This is a genomic window from Psychrobacter pasteurii, from assembly GCF_900162815.1.
Classification (GTDB): Bacteria; Pseudomonadota; Gammaproteobacteria; order Pseudomonadales; family Moraxellaceae; genus Psychrobacter; species Psychrobacter pasteurii.
Genome location: NZ_FUGD01000115.1, coordinates 25,959 through 46,734 on the forward strand (window position 1 = coordinate 25,959; position 20,776 = coordinate 46,734).

The 20,776-nt window shown below is 42.2% G+C and carries 10 protein-coding genes; 5 read left to right on the plus strand and 5 right to left on the minus strand.

The genetic code is table 11. The features are described from left to right. Nucleotides 1-164: 164 nt before the first annotated feature. Entirely contained in the window at nt 165-803 is a 639-nt protein-coding gene (locus A1232T_RS10345) for a lipocalin family protein (protein WP_425272070.1), read from the minus strand. 293 nt (nt 804-1,096) lie between these two features. Continuing rightward, a complete protein-coding gene (locus tag A1232T_RS10350; RefSeq protein WP_167367068.1) occupies nt 1,097-2,200 on the minus strand; it encodes an NUDIX domain-containing protein in 1,104 nt (367 codons plus the stop codon). A 266-nt stretch (nt 2,201-2,466) separates the two neighbouring features. On the opposite strand from A1232T_RS10350, the gene hemP reads away from it, so the two are divergent. Continuing rightward, nucleotides 2,467-2,631 (plus strand): hemin uptake protein HemP, encoded by a 165-nt coding sequence (hemP, locus tag A1232T_RS10355; RefSeq protein WP_077449338.1) that lies wholly within the window; start codon nt 2,467-2,469, stop codon nt 2,629-2,631. Nucleotides 2,632-2,719: 88 nt separating this feature from the next. On the opposite strand, the gene A1232T_RS10360 is transcribed toward hemP, so the two are convergent. Both A1232T_RS10360 and A1232T_RS10365 read right to left on the minus strand, forming a co-directional pair. Beyond that, on the minus strand, nt 2,720-7,735 hold the full coding sequence (locus tag A1232T_RS10360) for a translocation/assembly module TamB domain-containing protein (protein ID WP_077449339.1): 5,016 nt from the start codon (nt 7,733-7,735) through the stop codon (nt 2,720-2,722). Between the two features lie 246 nt (nt 7,736-7,981). After that, entirely contained in the window at nt 7,982-11,398 is a 3,417-nt protein-coding gene (locus A1232T_RS10365; protein ID WP_077449340.1) for an autotransporter assembly complex protein TamA, read from the minus strand. Nucleotides 11,399-11,689: 291 nt separating this feature from the next. On the opposite strand from A1232T_RS10365, the gene A1232T_RS10370 reads away from it, so the two are divergent. Further along, nucleotides 11,690-13,012, plus strand: a complete 1,323-nt coding sequence (locus A1232T_RS10370) for an MFS transporter (RefSeq protein WP_077449341.1) — start codon at nt 11,690-11,692, stop codon at nt 13,010-13,012. A 132-nt stretch (nt 13,013-13,144) separates the two neighbouring features. On the opposite strand, the gene A1232T_RS10375 is transcribed toward A1232T_RS10370, so the two are convergent. Beyond that, nucleotides 13,145-13,333: a hypothetical protein gene (locus A1232T_RS10375; protein ID WP_077449342.1), complete on the minus strand. Its 189-nt coding sequence runs from the start codon at nt 13,331-13,333 to the stop codon at nt 13,145-13,147. 285 nt (nt 13,334-13,618) lie between these two features. On the opposite strand from A1232T_RS10375, the gene A1232T_RS10380 reads away from it, so the two are divergent. From A1232T_RS10380 to A1232T_RS10390, 3 genes are all read left to right on the plus strand, one after another. Further along, nucleotides 13,619-15,436 (plus strand): DUF389 domain-containing protein, encoded by a 1,818-nt coding sequence (locus A1232T_RS10380; protein WP_077449343.1) that lies wholly within the window; start codon nt 13,619-13,621, stop codon nt 15,434-15,436. A 223-nt stretch (nt 15,437-15,659) separates the two neighbouring features. After that, nucleotides 15,660-18,380: an alanine--tRNA ligase gene (gene alaS, locus A1232T_RS10385; protein WP_077449344.1), complete on the plus strand. Its 2,721-nt coding sequence runs from the start codon at nt 15,660-15,662 to the stop codon at nt 18,378-18,380. A gap of 449 nt (nt 18,381-18,829) precedes the next feature. Then, the gene (locus A1232T_RS10390; protein ID WP_077449345.1) at nt 18,830-20,113 is read left to right on the plus strand and encodes an aspartate kinase; all 1,284 of its coding nucleotides are present in this window, start codon (nt 18,830-18,832) and stop codon (nt 20,111-20,113) included. Nucleotides 20,114-20,776 lie beyond the last annotated feature (663 nt).

Consider the following 20,776-nt stretch of genomic DNA (forward strand, 5'->3'; position numbering starts at 1 on the left):
ACTCTCAATCAGCCGTTTTCCTGCTTACTGGCCTATCTATTAAACACCTTTACTTAACCTACCCGTTATTACCAACTCAGTTACTAAATCAGCAACTAAATTAATTACCAAATCAGTTACTAAACTAATTACTCAATTAGTTGCTAAAATCATTACTTAGCTATTTACTCAACAATAGCCTTAGGTGTGCCCGTATGAGTGGTAACCTCTAGCTTGTTAATATCGTAGCCCTGCATTTTTGCTGTCTTTTTATAATCTTCAAACACAGCTTCAGATAAGGTAGGCTTACGAGACAATACCCATAAGTATTTGTTATCTGGAGTGCCTACCAAAGCGCTTTGATAGTCTTTATCAAGCTGTAATACCCAGTAATCTGCCTTACCCACAGGTAACCATCTTAACCAGCTAGGCAAAAAGGTAACTTTGAGCTCACTTCCAGTGTCATTAGCGGGCTTGGCCAAACCTTCAGACTTCATCATCGAGCCATCTTGTTTACGACATTGGTTGATAACTTCTACGGAATTCAGCTTGCCAGCTTTATCAGTGTTTAAGTTATATGTCGCTGTAACATCTGAGGCACAGTTACGCTGAAAGTACATAGGTAAACGAGCAATTTCATACCATTGCCCTGCATATTTATTTAATTCTACGCTGTCTACAGAAGTTGGAGCAGTAATGTTCATGCTGTCCTCATTAGTATTTGTCGTAGGCATACCCGTCTCTGCGTGGGAGAAAGTCGAGTAAGCAGCCAAAGGTACGAGTAAAGCTAAAGCAATGCCCGTATGTTTAAGCAACGCCTTCATAAAGGCTCTATCTGGGATTTCGTGACTAAATCTATTCATAGTAGCATCTGGATAATTATAAGTTCAATATAAGTAAATTTATAAGCAATTTGATAAAAGCCAGTTTTAGCCAGTAGCCTAAAAAATGCCCTTAGCTTTGATTCAATACATTACTGACTGAGCTTTCATTAAAATTCGCTGTATTTTTTGATGTAAGTATCATATTACTCACCCCCACTCATTACTATCCAAAAAATGTAGTATTACGATACGGTTTGTAAACTCACTGTTCTATGTTTGATTTTTTGGTGAGCTTACGTTAAAAACTTGCCTATTCCTGCTACTTTATCTCCCTGATAATACCGAACTTGCCCGATATTTGCTGGCGCCATGCCTCCTAAAGCAATCACAGGGATCTCGCTATCTTGTGCGAGGCTTGCAAAACCTTCCCAGCCCAAAGGCGTCGCTTCAGGATGAGTATTCGTCGCTTGCACAGGTGAGATAAAAATCCCGACCACAGGAGATAAATTGTGGTTAAGTCGATATTGTGCCAACTTGTTCGCTTGTAGAACACTGGCCTCACTATGAGCACTTACTGTCACCGGCAAGTCAGATAATAACTTAAACTCTGTATCTAAATACGCTTGCTGAGTTAAATGTTGAGCGATAATTTGATCCGCCATAGCAGCATTTGTGTCGCTATCTAAAAAATTGGCTAACTCATAATCTATGATTAGCTTGATATCTGGTCGAATAGCCAATAAGGCCAATACCAAGTCTTTACGCTGTGCAAGATTGGATTGCTTTAATCTAATATAAACACAGGCCTGCTCAGGCAGCGTTTGTTGATAATAGTCTAGCCATTGCTGTTCTGGCCGATGTGCTGAATATCCTTTAGCTTTGCTTTGCTCATTCAAGTCTGTGTTGTTCTGAGATGCTTTGATTGCCCCAACCTCTTGGGTAATTGCGATTATATTGGGTAGCTTTAGCCACTGCAAAATGGTTTTATTAGCATCAGGCAACGGGTATTTATTATTAATTAAATCCTCACAACTCACCCACTGTAACTGCTGACCTTCACAGCCTTCATTGTGATGAGCAAACTCTGTGAACTGCGACTCACTCAAGGCTACTCGAAATACATGCAAGCAAACTGTCTTTGACTTACTAGGCACTTCGATTTCTGCATAATGATGACGCAGTACTCCCAAAGGATTTATGACACTCTGCTTGGCAATATCTAGTCCTATCTCCTCAAAAACTTCGCGAACAAGGGCCTGCTTAGCCGTCTCATTGGCTTCAATTTTACCCCCGACGAATTCATAGCGGTTACCTTGATGCTGCTTTGCATTACGAAATCCCAATAAGTATTGGTCACCAAAGTGAATTACCGCTACGGCCACATCGATATTTATCACAGTTTTTTTGTCCTTACTTGCTTGATTATTAAAATTCATTCATGCGAGATAGCAGGCTAATTCCTGCATTACCCCTTACTTTCCTATCATAGTGTCAGTTTATTTTGATAAAACCCTTGCAATGACTTTCATAATAAATAATAATTAAAGTTAATGATAATCATTATCAATTAGGTGTATTTTTACAAGCCTGCATCACCTATACCTTTACCACCTATAGATGCAGAAAATAAACCAATAACTTATAAACTTAAGGATTAAGCTTTATGGCCACTATCATCTCGCGAGCACTTAACCTTCGTGACAATCAGCTTCCTATGTTGCAATCGGAGCATCTATTTGCTTTGACCAAAGAAGTAAGGATTCAACATGAGGGAGAAGAGTACCGCCTACGTTTAACTCGCAATAATCGGCTTATTCTCACTAAATAGCACCAATACTAAATAAAACCGATAAATAGAGTCGATATATATAGATAATAAAATAAGGGGTGACTATCAAAGTCACCCCTTATTTTGGTTAGAAGTTGAAACTATAAACAACATCCACCGCATTCTCTACCGCCGAAGTGGCTTCGATATAAATACGGCGTGTTAATTGATACCTTAACGACAAGCTACTTTGCGCATTGAATACGCCTACCCCGTAACGGATGTATAAGTCTGGGGTGATATAACCGGTGACGTTAACGTTGGTATCGCTGTCGGTGCCAGAAGCATCAATTGTCAGACGCTCTAAACCAAAGGCATCACCAATGGTATTGGTTAAGCTTCGAGTACCTGTTAACCCCAGACTCAAGCCAGCCGCAGCCAAGTTATTGGTAACTTCTGACTTAAAGCCCTCTTCACTAATCTGAGTGGCACCAGGGTTAGAGATACGGCCGGTTACTAGAGCATTCATCGCTTGCTGCTGAGTTAACCCTGCATTATTAAAGACCACAATATTAGGTTCTGAAACTCTGCCTTTAACGCGTAGACCAACCGTACGACCTTCAATCTCTTTGGCGGCTTCAATACTTAAGCGAGGATTGACTACATCGCCATTAAATCGAACTTGGGCATAGTTTAACTCAAGGTTTTGACCAAAGGCATCAACGGTACTACGGCGACTGACCTGTACCACACCTAACGCATTCATTACGCCTTGACCTTTTTGAGTGATATGCACTGCTCCTGCCAATGGCAAGACTGCACCAAAGCCACGGAAGTTTACATTGTCACCCAAATCAACGCCGATATCTGCATTAATCGACCAAGGCTGTGAGATGGCCAATACGTCTTCGATTCTATCCACTAACTCACGGTTTAAGACCACAACATCATCAGACTTAGTGATAACTTCTTCGTTGGCCTCTGGCGGTCTAATGGTAGCCGTAGGCACTGAAACTGCCCCGACTATATTGACATATTTTTGCATCGGCTTAACGATAATATTGAAGTCTGGGTTCACTTCTGCATACAGCAATGGCGGCTGAGTAAGCACCAGCCCCTCACCGGTAATACGCAGTTTGGCTTGTAACTCTTGTCTCCAGTCTACCGTTCCTGTTAGCTCGCCAGCGCCTTCACCACTTAAGAAGGTGCCTTCAAGCTCAGCGCTTTGACCTCTTATTCTAGCCTTAGCATTGATATCGGTTAGATTCACTGGCAAATCCAACATGGCGACAGTGGCTTCTCTTAGATTGACATCACCATAGAATACGGGACTAGACAAAGTACCACCTAGACCTCCTGCCATAGTGATGTTACCAGCAAGTTTGCGCATACCTGGGAAGAAAGGTTTTAAAATAGCTAAGTTTAGCTCGTTCAGTACCAAGGCTCCTGATATAGGCTTGTCCTCTTTATAAGGATCAATCACAACATCAGCGTAGCCTTTAGCCCCACTTCCATTATCGATATCAGTACGCAGCTTTAAGCCTTCCTCAAAAGATCTAACAATGACCGATACTCGCTTATAAGGTATCGTCAACGCTTCATCTAGACCTTCTTGAACCAGACCCAACTTACCATTATCTGAATATAAAGTGGCATTAATTACCGGCTCAATTCCTTTGCCCCACTCAATAACGGCTTTACCATTTAGGCTGGCTTGCCAGCTCAAATCTTTCGGCATTATAGGCGCAAATAAAGAGGTATCAATGTTTTGAATAGCCAAGTTCACCTGACCTCTATCGGCAGAAGCAATTAAGTTTTCTCGTAGACAAAGCTTGCCCGTCTGACCTACAGCTTCCCAGCAGTGAGCTGCCAACTGGATTTCAGGGGTTTTCCCACCAAAAGTAGCAATAAGCTGTGCCGGCTGACTTTGAGCTAGCGTGGCATACTCCGTTGATACCTCACCGTCACCGACTACCCCCTGCCACTTACCTAGTTTACGGTCTAAGCTACCTTTAATCGTGGCTTGAATACCTACCTCAGTATTGGCGTTATTGGTATCCCCTTTTAAAGTTAAAGTATGATCTTGCTCAGTGCCATTGAATACCGCATAGATATTTTCAAACTTACTGCCAGAAGCCTGCAGGCCATCTGCCATAATAACCAAGGTACTTGGGCGTTTGGCTAAATCAACAATTTTACCTTTTATCATACCTTGGGCTAATAGTATGCCTGGCAGGGCTAACTTATTACCCGTCAAATCAACATAGATGGTCGGTAATGCCTGGCCTTTATTTTGGCTTAAGGTAAAGCCCCCTACCACAGAGCCTGCAAAATCCTTGTTGATCTGGCTTAGGTTACTGATGTTCACCTTGGCTTCTAACAGCTCAGTATTGCCATTGGCCACAACTTGGTTATCACCCCATTGCAGCATCAAGTTATCAGCATTTAGGGTTTCGACCACACTCTTAACTTGTTGAACTTGGCCACTGGCATCTGTTGCTTTTAATCTTTCAAAATACTGACCCATATCTTTGGGTAGGTGTAAGGTAGTATTGAGACTGCCTTGAGCCAATAGAGGCTCACCGTCTATCTCTCCTCGTAGCGCCATTTGTTCAATACTAATGCGCTGTACCGAGTCTTTCCATAAGCCGGTACTCGACACACGACCAGTAATGTTACTTGGTACGTCTTTCACAAAGTAGCTAAGATTAAAGTCATCCATGACGGCATTGACATTCCAAGCTACGCCATTTGTGACGTCCAATTTACCTTTGGCGATAAGACTGCCTGCTTCACCAACGTGGCTTAAATTACGGATGGTAATCGCTTGAGCATTACCGCCAGCATCGATAACCAGCTTACCTTTAGGTAATTGAGGCGTATCAATTGACCCATTAAACTTCACGTCAAAGTCGCGTAAGTCCCCAAGCTTGGTTTGGTTATCTCGCCATTTTCCTGAAGTTTGTAGGTCACCTGTGACAATACCTTCTGTCTGTGGAGCAAAGAAACCAATGTTAAACTTATTGGTATTGGCCTTTACATCCCACTTAATACCATCACTTAGATTCACGTTACCCGAGGCGGTAATATCCCCCGCTTCCCCGTTGTGGCTGAAGTTTTTGATGTTTATATTTTCAGTGGTGCCATTGGCATCAACAATAAAATTGCCTTTAGGTACCCCTTGAGTGGCAAGCTTGCCATTAAATCTGGCATCAAAGTTCTGTAAAGAGCCATTTAGAACGTCCACCACACCATCGCCGTAGCCCATAACATCGACTCGGCGATTTTCAGAAGTTATTTTCCCAGTTTTTGGGTCTGTAGAATTAACTTGTGCGGTTAAAGTAGAAGATAAGTCTGAAGAGTTGATAGTAAACGCATGACGCTGACCCTTTACCACCTTGCCATTAATGCGACGCGTGATGTCTAGCATCTTACCGGAAGCACTGATATCCCCCACCAGTCTATTGACCGGAATGGCGTCACTAAAGGCTTGTGGCTTTAGCTCTTTGGTCTTGGCATCTATACTCCAGGTCAATGGCGACTTATTGGTGGCCAATAAGATACTGCCGTTACCGGCAAGATTCCCCATCACCCCATCATAGTTCAGATTTTGAAGGGCAATTCGATTGTTGTACTTATTGAGCTTAACCTTGTAATCACCAGCAGGAGCAACATTTAATTTGTTAACCTGAGCATCCGCAGTGACCCATAGTCTCTCATCACGTAGCATGACATTGGCCACACCACTTGGACTATCTATATCTCCAACGTCAGGCACATCTTTACGGCGTAAATTCTGCCAACTGGCATCGACATACCAAGGAGCATCAAATCTAGGATTCTCTGGCTTGGTCCCTTGCACAACTTTGGCTTTAATCTGCTCGCCATCGCGCTGCTTTAAGTTGGCATTAATTTGCATTAAGCCTTCTTCATTGCTCAGGTCAAACACCACGGCCAATTCGCCATTTAAATACTCTGGAGCATAAGGTGCTGCAGTTTCTGGCAGTAAGCTACGTACCTTATAGTCTCGACTATAAAGCATGGCTTTGGTCGTGAAGTCTTCTTCCCAATCAAGCACCCCAGTGGCTAACAGATTGCCCTCTGGAGTGTCAGCAGTTAGACGATGTACCAGCATTTTACTGGTATCAACAATATTGGCTCGGCCTTGATAATGACCGCTAGGAATGTCATTGGCCAACAGTCGACTATTGATGCGAAGCTCAATATCAGAGATTACCCCTGACGCCGTCGCTAAGCCATTTTGTAGACGAATATCTTGACCTTCAGCATAAGGCAGGTCAATCTCATCCCAGTTTAATTTGGCTTCAAAAGGCGCGTTGTCATCTAACCCTTGAACAGTAAAAACGCCTCGGACATTGTTATCATTATATTTACTACGCAGTTTCCCATAAGTGCGTTTAACACTACCGACCGCCTCAACTTCAATAGGATCGATATAAACTTTATCTAAGCTGTTAACCGTGACTAACGCAGATAAATCTAAAGGATAATTACCCTCTAAAGTAATTGTTCCTTTTAAGTCTGAGATATTAACAATATCGCTATATTGTAGATTGCCTCGACCTACCTTGACGTTAGTCCCCACCCAATGTAAATCATCGGCTTTGATATCCGTTACTTCAATAGGGTCTCTACCGGCTTGGTTATAGATAATTCTATTAATCCGAGCTCTATCAAAGCGTAAGTTGACCGGCAACTCATACTCTTTGTACTCAAACGGATCGCCTGAAGGCGGTAGACGGTTTTCAATAACAATGGTTTCGATATCGGCATCACGTAAATGCACCTCTCTTGCAAATAAGGCACGCCAGCCAATCTTGACATAGGTATTGACGAAGTGAACATCCACATCTTCTGAGGCGCTCATAGTGATGTCTTTTACCTTAAGCCCATCACGTAAATTACCTTCTGAGTACTCTAACTTAACCCCAGTTTCTGAGATAATTTTTTCAAGTATAAACTTAGTCCCCCTTTCCGTACCCGCCATTATGTAAAAAGTGATACAGATGATTAAAAATAAAATCAACAGTAGCGCTAAAAGCTTTATCAAAAATGACAAAGGATAATGGTGCTTAACCCGCTCAGCATCACGCTGAGCAGGATCTTGTTTTGGATTAGGTTCAGGGGTTTGCGAAGTGGTCATGGGGTAAGTAACTTGTTATCAATAAGGGAAGTCAAAACCAAGCTTAATACTTAAATCAGATTTAATCAGCAATAATTAAAATTGTTTATTTTATTAGCGTTAAACCTCTATTAAACTTAATGATAACTTCCCATATTTAGGATTAGAATGGCCTGTTTTCACAAGAGAATCAAAGTCGAATCATAGTAAATGATATTCAATATAACGGCAACATCATAAGCCGCTTTATTTCCGGCAATAACCGTATTACTGCAGGGGTGAGCCAATAAAGAAGTGCAGTCGTACTGGAATACTGTCTTCTAAAACACCAGCTGCCAAGTCGACTCGGACCATGCCTACCGGTGAGGCCCAGCGTACCCCGAAACCTAAGCCCAGCTTAGTATCGGCTTCAAAGTTAGTGTCATAGGCGTTACCCACATCAGCAAACACAGCCCCTCTTAAACCCGGCTTAAACTCATAGTTATACTCAGTGCTACCCACAGCCAATACTTGACCCCCGACTAAATAGCCTTTTTCGGTGGCAGATAAGCTGTTGTAATCGTAACCTCGGATACTGCGGTCGCCCCCAGCGAAGAATCGAAGCTTATAAGGCACATCTTCAAAATCTTTGGCCCAAATATATCCCCCATCTAGACTGGCTACCACTTGGTGCTTATTCATTTCACCGAAGCTATATACTCCGCTTACACCGGCTCTAGCAATGGCCATATCCGTATCGGATAACACGCTATCAGAGCCCGCTTCTACTGAGTAATATTGATGCCAGCCTTTGGTTGGGTTGGTGGCATTGTCGGTCACTGTCTTATCTATCTGATACCCAAGTAAGAAAGCTTCTTGCTTGAACTGCGCCCCTTCTCGGTTAAAAGGTACCGGTAGGTTTTCGCGATCAGGACCCGTCACCCCACTTTCTAACTCATCTTGGCGGTAACGTACTGAATAGGTTCTATTCCAGCCTTCTTCATTACGAATTTTACGGTTAACGCCCCCTTTAATGGTGTTGGTTTCTAAATCTAAGTTACCCTCACCTTGGTTGATGGTTTCTTCCTCATAGCTGATATTGGCATTGAGCGTGTCATCTAAAGGATGCTTCCAAGGACGACTGGCATGAAGATTAACGGACTTGTTAATCTTAGAGGCACCCACACTAATACCGGCTTGATACCCATCACGGTTAATCAAGTTGTGCTCCATACGAGCCACAGCTCGTACCCCTGTATCCGTCCCGTAACCAATACCTAAATCCACATCTCTAGGCTTATCTGCGGTCACGAAGACATACAGAGGTACTGATTTGCTTTGTGCCACATCCTGAGGAGTCTTACGATTGGCAAGCACCGTCTTACTTAAATCGTCAGGCAGCGCACTGGTATCGGCAAAAGGGTCTTTTTCATCAGGGAAAACTTTCTTTGCCACATCACTGACGGCATTGGAAATTTTACCCAATAGACTTTTTGCCTTCTCTTCCCTCTCATCTAAAACCCTATCATCCGGCAATCTAGAGAGACGCTGCGCTTTTGCACTGATTTTATCTAGCTTAGCTGTGGTTTCTTGATCCAGTGTATATTCAATAGGCGCAAACTCATCCTCCCCTGTATTGTTCCCTGAAGCTTGGGGGTTTAGAGGCTGACCCTTTTCATCAAACTGTTTTTCGCCAGAGCCTTGACCATTGGTCTGGCCGTTTAGTTGACCCTCATCACCATTTAATAGCCCTTCTTCCTCATCATCTTTTTCAAAACCTAAGGTAGCCCCACTGGTATTGGGTCTAACGGTCTCAACGTTCACTGAGTTAAAGTAGCGCGTGGCAGACAAGTCATTGGTAAACTTGGTAACGTCTGGAGCATAAAACTCATCACCCACTTCAAACTTATGTAGCTGATGCAGCAGCTCTGCTTTAACCGGCAGTTTATCGGGATCTGTGGTGAGCTGTCCTGTTTCTTTATCAACGGTAAAAAACACCACTTTATCAAAGTGATAACGCTCTCCAGTATCGTAGACCAAATCAACATCTGCAGTATTATCAGGCAAGATAACATCGACTGATTTGTTTAGCCATTGCCCATCAAAGAAGCCAAACTGACTTTTTGTAGTTTCAATTCTTTGTTTGGTTTCTTTATATTCACCGTGGTTAAAGATTCGACCCTCCTTGAGCGGCGAGTCCTCTTGAATGGCTTTAAACTGGGCTAAATCTTTACCCTCCCCGCGTATATCAATAACAGGGTTTTTACTGACTTGTACAGGATCGCCTAGGTGCTCAATCATCACCTCAATCTCATCTGTGTCAATACGTTTAAAACTCAGCTTAATGTCATAGTAACCCACGGCTTGAGCCGCATCTAATGCTTCTTGATGCAGCTTGGGCGTAACCGCTGTGAAATCTGAGATGGACTCAACGGTAATGTTTTCCATAGCCGCTTTAATGTTGGCAGCAGGCTGGGCATCCTTGTCTAATTTAACAGGTTTTGGCTTAACCCCATTTTCATCTTCTTCCGGCTGTAAATAAATCTTGGCTTTAACTCTTGGCAAGGCGGCATAACCATCATTAAAAAAGCGGTTATAAAGACCTTTAATAAACCCAGGCTTGGCTTCAGAGCCATCATCATTCTCAAACTCACCTTCAGCAACAGTGGGCGTTAAATCATGATTAGGGTCTTCTTGATACTCTGGTAAATAATCCTCTGGATCAATACCAGAATCTGCTGCACCATTCTCCTGTGCTTCAGCCATCACATCATCGGTAATCTCGGTTTCAGTGTTTTTAACTGTGTTGTCAACCTTACCAATAGCTGTGTTTTTTACCGCTTGATGCGCAACACTTTCTGCAGTTTTTGCCTCCTGGGTATCAGGGTTAACCGTAACATCCTTTGCTTCATAGACCGGCTTTGTTCCCTCTAGCTGCTCCTGTGTCGCGTCTTCATCAGTAGTAATGCCCAAGGTTTGTTGATTGGAAGGGTTAATCTGCGCTGCGGCATCTAGATTTGTATCAAACCCCAAAGGAGGCTGAGTCGCATCTAAGCGAGCCACAGGCTTATTAAAATCACGAGAAACCTGAGGGGTGATTTGCGATAAAGCCTGCTCAATCTGCTGGGGAGACTGCATGACCGGGGTATTGGCCAAACGGTTACCGGCATTCTCATTGGTTTGCAAACTGCTGTCCGAGAAGACTCTATCAAAAATAGCGTCGCTACTCTCATCGGGTTGACTTGAGGAGGGTTTTTGGTTGGCCGTATTCTCGACCTGACTTGGTTTTTTATTGGGCTGAGGTACAGGCGTATGTAGAGTTTCGCGTTGGTAATCTTCGAGCACACTGGGGTCAATTAGTCCCTGCTCAACCGCTTTTTTTAACTTAAGCGCAATAAGCGCCTCTTCTAATTGTTCTGGCGACTGTATTTGAGCTTTACCTATGTTGGGGTCATAAGCTTGATTGGCATTGGCCAAGCCTTCAGGTTGGGTCGGCTCAATAGCGTGAGCTGCTGTTGTCAGTAAGACTTGAGCCATCAAACATGCAGATAATCCACACGCAAGTTTAGAATAGCGAAAAGGCAGCTTTCGACCACCACAGCGGCTGTAAAAGAAATGACCATAAGGAGAAAACTGATTGTCAACTGACTGCTTAGCCAGCAACAAGGTAGCGTCTAAATTAGGCATTACTGCTCTCTTATCCATATTAACTTGCTATAGTAGTCCGATTAACGAAAGACTAACGTTTAAGTTGTGTCTCTGCAAATACGATTTTGACCAACCAAAAAAAACAAAATTAATTTAGTTGTGATAAATTGTGGCTATTATACTTGCTGGCTCAGTCTATTTTCTGGCTCAGCTTATTTTAAAGTTTTTATTTTAAAGTGCTTACTTTAAAGTACTTAGTCAGGCTTAGCGTTAAATTAAACTTTGCTAAGCTTAATTAAGCTCTAAAAATCATAATAATTAATGGCAATAACATTAGGAAGCCGGTTTATGGCATCACAATTCACACTTTTTCGCACTCGTCGTTTCACCCCTATGTTTTTCACTCAATTTTTGGGTGCGTTTAACGACAACTTTTTTAAACAGGCGTTATTACTAGTACTGACTTATAGTGCCGCGGCTAAGCTAGGCTCCTCAGTTAGTCTACTCAATAACTTAGCGGCCATGTTGTTTATTTTGCCTTTTTTCCTATTTTCAGCTTTGGCCGGTCAATTGGCTGATAAATATGAAAAATCAAGGCTGACGGTATATATTAAAATTCTAGAAATCGTCATCATGGTATTGGCCGCATTTGGTCTTATCTTCGAAATATACTGGTTGTTGTTTGTGGCCTTATTTTTATTAGGCGCACAGTCTACTTTTTTTGGTCCCATCAAATACGCCTACTTACCTCAAGCCATGCACAAAGATGAATTAGTCGGGGCTAATGCACTATTTCAAACAGGCACCTCGCTATCCATCTTAATGGGTATGATAGTGGCCGGCGTGTTTACCCAGTTGGACAACCACTTATACTGGGTCAGTGCCATGGCGCTTCTCATTGCAGGATTAGGCCTGCTTTCTAGTAAATTTGTGCCCCACATGCCCGCTGTTGAACCAAATATCAAAATTAACTGGAATATCTTTAGCACCAGTATGGATACCGTTAAGTATTTATACTCTCTACCGCTTCTGTTCTTCATTATTCTTGGTAACAGCTGGTTTTGGTTCTATGGTGCTACTTTTTTAACTCAGACACCTGAATTTAGTAAGGTTATATTAAATGGCAATGAATCTGTGGTGATCTTTTTATTAACCCTATTCTCTGTCGGTGTATCAATAGGCTCGCTACTTTGTAAAACCTTAACCAAAAACCAAGTAAGCTTTAAACTGCTTCCCTTTGGTATTGCAGGGTTAAGTGTGTTTGCCATTGATTTATACTTCTCACTTTCTGCTTTAAATATTAATTCAAGCACCCTGCTAGGCATTGGTGAGTTGTCTCAAGTCCCTGGTAGCTGGCGTGTTTTCGCTGACCTCTTCTTCCTAGGGTTTAGCGGAGGTCTTTATATTGTGCCCCTTTATGCTTCTATGCAAGCTTATTCGCCTATTAGTCATAGAGCGCGCGTTATCGGTGCCAACAATATTTTTAATGCCATCTTTATGGTGACCTCGGCCATTTTCGCCATTGTTATTCTGAACGTATTAAAACTGTCTTTGCCTCAGCTGTTCTTGGTTACAGGCATACTTAATATAATGTTTGGCGTATTTTTATATTTTAAACTAAAACAATATAAAGATACCATGCAAATTCAGCAAGATGCGATGATTATGTAGTGTGGTAAGTTTTAGAAAAATAAAAGCCAACTTCTAGAAGTTGGCTTTTTTTGTTTTATGATTTACTTTATTTTTATTGAGTTATTAAACCTCTAAATTAAAACCTCTAAACAGAGTCACACAATCGTCAAATTAGCTAATGCGATTAACTTTCTTAGTGACCACAACTGAAATAGGAATAGCCACCAACGCACCAATCACAGCCGCACTAATAATATGAGGAATATCATCAAAGCCAATCACCAAAGCGGCAATCATGAATACGCCGATAAGAACAGTTGCTGCCATACCCCATATCATGCTAAGTAGTTGCCAGTTCATAATTAACACCTCACTAAAAAAATATCACTAGTTAATAATATAATTAATACTATAGTTATACACTAAATCCTTAGTTTCTTTAAGGGTTTTTACAAAAAATTTTATCACATTAGCAGTCGTCTTATTATAAAGACCCTCAAACGGTTAAGTGATATACTTAAAAGAGCTGTCTTTATGACAATAAATAATCATAATTTGGCTTATTTTGGTTTATCATAACTTTATCTTATTCATTCTTTCTTAAGCTTTGTTTGTTATTTTCATCGGCTGTTTACAGGGTAATTCATGTCGCAAGTCTCCTACATTCCAGTGCCTTATTTCCAGTTTATCTCTAAGGTCGCAGATTTTGATTTAACCCAGCCTTTATTTGCTCCTGTTCCCAATAAAAAAATCCACCGTCACTGCCCGTTTATCATTATTGATGCAGACTATATTAATGCACCTTTAATGGATGTGGCTGTGGCTACTTGTGAGGATGAAGAGCCTGAGTCTACCTCCGAAACTACACAAGAGCAGCCCAAAGAAGCGGCAGAAACAGAGCAGCAACCCCTAAAAAAAGAACAGCTAGATTACCTAGCTAAGCAGCAAGCTAAGCCAGAACACGCCAAAGCCTACGAAAACCAAAAAACTGAGTCAGACGAAGTTGATTCGCCTTTGGACAATCAAAACCAAGATATCTCTAATGACCACATTGAGGTCGCAAAGGAGATACCAGAAGCAGGCTCCCCTTCATCAACAGTAGCAGATGATACAAATCCTGAACCTACTGAACATGAACATGAACATGAGCCTGAACCTGAACCTGAACCTACTGAGAAAAAATCAGCTATGCCCGAAGAGCAAAGCTTAGAAAGTGAAGACTCTTTTGTAGAAGATGACGTGCCTGCCGACTCTGAGCAGCACACTGAAGAATCTCAAATTGATGCTGAGGAAGAAGACAGTAGTGAAGAAGAGGTTGAGGACGATGAAGATGAAGAGCTTAGCGAAGATGAAAAGCAAAAGATTAAGAAAGAATCCCAGCTAGAATCTTATAAGCAGTTTTTGGCTGAGCAAAAAAGCAAAGTAAAAATTGACTACCCAGGTATTCGGGTAGATATTGAGGCCAACGCCCTACCCAGTCGCATGTACTTTATTATGAATGCGCTGTCCGCCATTATTGCCAGTTACGGCTTGGTCGTAAACTCTGCAGCCGTAGTAATCGGAGCGATGCTCGTAGCGATGATGCTTGGGCCTATCAGTGGGGCTGCCTTGGCCATTATCGATTACCGCATGCCTTTTTTGCGTAAGTCTTTATTGACTGTACTGGCTGGCGCAGCAATGGTGGTGGTGATTGGTTTTATTGTCGGCTTTATGCACCAAGACTCCCCTCTCACTAATGAGATCTTATCTCGCACCCAACCTACTTCGATGGACTTGATGATTGCATTAGCAGGCGGTACTGCGGGAGCATATGCCATGATTTCCCCTCAGCTTTCTGTTGCGGTAGTTGGGGTTGCAGTAGCCACAGCATTGGTTCCCCCCTTGGCTGCCAGTGGCATATTATTCGCTCATGGTGAAGGCTCTTTGGGCCTTGGTGCTTTATTATTGGCCTTAACCAACATTATCGCCATTCAATTTACCAACGCTTTGGTACTCTGGTCTGCAGGCTTTCGACGCCTGGTGGAAGACGACTATAAAAGCAGCCCTATCATTGCTTTTTTCCGCCGTAACGCCGTTCCCTTGTTGCTATTGGCCGTAATTGGTACCTATCTTACCTATAACTTTAACACCATTACCAAAAAGCAAAAGTTTGAAAATGAGGTCAAAGAAAGCCTGAACACCTACTTTATTGATAAAGGTAACGCGCTGACCACCACCCAATTTGTGCCAAGAACCGACTATCAAACCGTCAGAGCCGTCATACGTGGAGAGACACGCCCTTCTTCAGATGACGCTAAGTACTTAGAGCAACAGATCAACCAAATCATCGAACAGGACTATCCAAAATATCAGACTGTACGTCTGCAAATAAGATATATCCCAGTTATCGTTATCGAGTCTAGTCCCTCTCATAATGATGTAATTGATAAAACCGATGCGGCCATTTTAGCCAATGAGCAATAAGAATCGATTGGACTAAAGTTACAGCCAGTGTTCGCATCATCTAAAGTGAATAGTCATGTTTTGGCTATAAATATGCTAAACTTTGACGCTATTATTTGTAGCCGCTCACTTATTACCAATTTGTATGCGGTTTGGTGGCTATGAAATCTATTTTTATTGCTACAAATTTTGTTTTTATCATTAATAAACCTTTAGCTTATCAGCCATTCTTTAAGGAGTTCATGTGACTCAGTCTGCGCCCACATCTTCAAATTCAGTATCCCCTGCTTCAAATAAATTCTTAAGCACAGCCGAGCTGCGTAAATCTTTTATCGACTTCTTTGTTAGTAAGCAGCACACCCATGTGCCGTCATCAAGCTTAGTGCCCTACAATGACCCAACCTTATTGTTCACTAACGCCGGCATGAACCAATTTAAAGACTGTTTCTTAGGTATCGATAAGCGAGACTACACCCGCGCTGTCACCTCACAAAAGTGTGTGCGTGCTGGGGGTAAACACAATGATCTAGATAACGTTGGTTATACCGCCCGTCACCATACTTTCTTTGAAATGCTTGGTAACTTCTCTTTTGGTGATTATTTCAAAAAATCAGCCATTGCTTATGCTTGGGAGTTTTTGACATCAAAAGACTGGTTGGCTTTAGATGCAGATAGACTGTATGTCACCATTTATGAGACCGATGATGAGGCCTTTGATATCTGGCACAAAGACATTGGCCTGCCTGCTGAACGCATTATCCGTATTGGGGATAACAAAGGCGCTCCTTACGCTTCAGATAACTTCTGGGCAATGGGTGATACAGGTCCTTGTGGTCCTTGTTCAGAGGTTTTCTATGACCACGGCGCCCATGTAGAAGGTGGCTTGCCAGGTACACCAGAAGAAGATGGCGACCGTTATATTGAAGTTTGGAACTGTGTTTTCATGCAGTTCAACCGTCAGCCAGATGGCACGATGGAGCCTTTACCTGCGCCAAGCGTAGATACCGGTATGGGGCTTGAGCGTATCAGTGCTATCTTGCAAGGCGTACACAGCAACTATGAAATTGACCTATTCGTCAACTTAATCAATAGTGCTGCTGATTTACTGGGCATCAAAAATGAAGGCCAGGCTTCTTTAAAAGTTATCGCTGACCACATCCGTGCCGTAAGCTTCTTAATTGCCGATGGTGTATTACCAAGTAACGAAGGCCGTGGCTATGTGTTGCGTCGTATCATTCGCCGTGCCGTAAGACATGGTAATAAATTAGGCGCTGAAGACAGCTTCTTCTATAAAATGGTTGCCCCATTAGTTAAAGAAATGGGCGAAGCTTATCCACAGTTGGTTGAAAAACAAGCTTTCATTGAATCAGCAATCGAAAAAGAAGAAGTTCAATTCGCAAAAACTTTAGCCCAAGGCTTACGTTTATTAGACAGCGAGTTGGTCTCTTTAAAATCAGGCGACGTTTTATCTGGGGAAGCCGCTTTCAAATTATATGACACCTATGGTTTCCCAGTAGATTTAACGGCTGACATTACCCGTGAGCGTGGCATCAGCATTGATGAGGCTGGCTTTGATGAGCAAATGAATATCCAGCGTCAACGTGCCCGTGATGCGGGTAAGTTTGATGTGGACTACTCAGCAGCCATTAAAGTTGATAGCCCCACTGAGTTCGTGGGTTATGAGAAATTAGATGAAACTCAAGTTAATATCATCGGCCTATACCAAGACGGTAAAGAAGTTGAGGAATTAAACGAGGGTGATGAGGGCGTTATCGTCCTAGATCGCACCCCTTTCTACGCGGAAGGTGGTGGTCAGGTTGGTGAAATGGGTGAAATTCGTACCAGCTCTGGCGTATTTAATGTAGAAGACACTAAGAAGTCTGGCCAAGCCATTATTCATCATGGTGTGGTCAATATGGGTAGTCTTAAAACCAAACAGACTGCAGATGCCCAAGTAATCTCTGCCATTCGTTCAGCCAGTGCCAGAAACCACTCTGCCACTCACTTATTACATGCTGCTTTACGCAAAGTATTGGGTGACAAAGTTTCACAAAAAGGCTCATTAGTCAGTAGCGAAGTTCTACGTTTTGACTTCTCTTATGACAATGCTGTGTCTCAAAAAGATTTAGCTGCCATCGAGCGCTTAGTGAATGAGCAAATCCAAGCCAACGTTGAAACCCAAATTGAGCACATGAACATCGATGATGCCATGGCCAAAGGCGCAGCAGCTTTATTTGGTGAAAAATACGGAGAAACCGTTCGCGTATTAACCATGGGCACCAATGAGATTGAAGATGGCATCGAGAAGCCCTTCTCTATCGAGCTTTGTGGTGGTTTGCACGTAAAACGCACCGGTGATATTGGTTTATTCAAAATCACTTCTGAATCAGGTATCGCCGCAGGGGTTCGCCGTATCGAAGCCTTAACCGGTATGGGTGCTCTACGCTATGTACAGCAAGCGGACAGCCAGTTAACTACCCTAGCCAATCAGCTAAAAGCCAAACGCCCAGAAGTGGCTGACCGTGTACAAACCATGGCAGACAAACAACGTGAGCTAGAAAAAGAGATTGAGCGTTTAAATCAAAAAATCGCTAGTGCTCAAGCTGCTACCTTAGTCGATAACGTACAAACAATCGCCGATAAAAAAGTGCTTATCGCTCAAGTTGCCGGTATTGATGGCAAAGCCATGCGTGGATTGGTTGACGATATGAAGTCAAAACTTCAAGACACCATCATTGTCTTAGTCGGCGAAAAAGGTGAGCAACTGGCTCTAGCTGCCTCTGTAAGTAAATCATTAACTGGCGACATCAAAGCCGGTGATATCATTCGCTACCTAGCCACTGAGCTTGGCGGAAAAGGTGGTGGTAAGCCAGATTATGCTCAAGGCGGCGCTCCAAACAGTGATAAGTTAGAAGCTGTTATGGCACAGCTACCTAATTGGTTAGAGGGTCAGTTAAGCCAGTAATTTAAGGGTCTAACGTTACTGTTTACGCTTTTTATTAGATAACTGTCTGTTCGATAATTGGGCCATCTCGTGTGGCTGGCCCAATTAAGACATTAAACAGGGTAAATATCGCATATTGCGATAAGTTTAGCTGTCTATAACTATTTACCATCATTAATTTTCCTGCTTTCTTTGATGGTAACGTTTTGTTGTGATATAAAGTACGTTTGTCTATATAGTTTTTTATGATTGAAGCAGGATATTAATTGCCTCACTCAGGATAATTTATCCCATTAAACTTGCAGACAAATTTAAATAAACCAAGGGATTACCGTTTTTTATTATTATTTTCTCTTACTGCTTATGCCGTAATGACCGTATATCAACAGCGTAGCTCATCTAGGCATAAGTTTGGGCGATAGTAGTAGAGATAATGGTGAAAACCAAACTTTCAATTCAAAGGGTTTCACATGGCATTGATTGTACAAAAGTATGGTGGTACGTCGATGGGCAGTATCGACCGTATCAAAAACGTTGCAAAGCGAATTAAGCGCTGGCATGACCATGGACATCAAGTAATTGTTGTCGTATCAGCCATGAGCGGTGAGACTAACCGATTAATCGACCTTGCCAATCAAATCAGCAGCACTCCAGATCCTCGTGAATATGACCAAATGGTCTCTACGGGTGAGCAAGTTTCTATCTCCTTATTATCTATGGCTATCAAAGAGCTCGGCATTGGCGCCCGCTCTTTTACCGGTGGCCAAGTCGCTATTCGTACCGATAATAAGCACAATAAAGCACGTATCGAAGCCATCGACTCTGAGAAAATTCAAGCACAGCTTGATGACGGTAATGTAGTTGTGGTTGCAGGCTTCCAAGGTGTTGACGCTGAAGGCAATATTACCACTTTAGGTCGTGGTGGCTCAGACACTACCGGTGTGGCTCTAGCAGCTGCTTTGGGCGCAGATGAATGTCAAATTTATACCGACGTTGACGGCGTATACACCACAGACCCACGCGTGACCGCTAAAGCCCGTAAGCTTGATAAAATTACTTTTGAAGAAATGTTAGAAATGGCCAGCTTAGGCTCGAAAGTATTACAAATTCGTGCCGTAGAGTTCGCTGGAAAATACCAAGTACCTTTAAGAGTTCTGTCTAGTTTTGATGAAGGTCAAGACGGCAGCTTTGATGAAGAATTTCGCCAAAATGTTGGCACACTGATTACAGTAGACGAAGGAGACGACATGGAACAGCCGGTCATTTCAGGTATCGCATTTAATAGAGACGAAGCAAAGATTGTGGTACGTGGTGTGCCTGATCATCCTGGCGTTGCCTCTTCAATTTTGACCCCTATTAGCGATTCTAATATCGAAATTGATATGATTTTACAAAACCTATCAGATCAAGGTTTAACAGATTTTAGCTTCACTGTGAATCGCCCTGATTTTGATAAAGCAGTGAATATTTTAGAAAGCATCAAGCAAGACATCGATGCCAAAGAAATTCATGGCAACACAGATGTGGTTAAAGTCTCTTTAGTCGGTGTGGGCATGCGCTCACATGCGGGTGTGGCAAGCAAAATGTTCCAAGTATTGGCTGAGAACAACATCAACATCCAAATGATTTCTACCAGTGAAATCAAAATCTCTGTATTGATTAAAGAGCAACATTTAGAAAAAGCGGTTAAGTCTTTACATACTGCCTTTGGTCTAGATCGTGCAGACGGTGAAAGCAAAGTAGCCGGCCTATAATATTTGGCTATTTAGCCAATTAAAAATTAGGTAATAAAAAGAGATCTAACTTCACATTAAATAGCTAGTATTTTGTAAGTAATCTCTGATAAGTTAAAAGAGTCCTCGGGCTCTTTTAACTTATATAAGGTTTCAAAACCGGTATAAGGCTTTAAAACCAGCTTCTGTGTTAAAAATAGTGAATATTAATGACACTGCTGCTATAAAGCCTTATAATGTTCTGTTCGAATATGGCCTATGCTGATGTATTTAAGAGAAAAACGAGCTCTTAGGGCAAATACATCATCAATAGCAATGCTATTTTGAACACTTTTATTCCCTTGAAAAGTTGGTTGTTGTTTCGCTACATTTTAAGCACTCAATACTTTAATTGAGTTGCTTTAAACTTAGCAAATGACTTCAAAATAGCGTTGGACGATCCAAGTCGCCTCTTTTAAGGGCAAACTTAATGGGCAGCGTTATGACTATTTCATCATTTGGCATTTGCCAGTTTTTTCAATTGCGACCTCTGTACACGACAAAAATGCTCAAAGTCTCAAAGGTCGTGGACTAGGAGACAAATAGCTTATTAGAACCTCAAACACACGTCGATTGCCAGCAAAGAAATACTCACGCAAACCATCAATCAAAACATCCAAACCAATAGCAAATAAACTTTGCTGG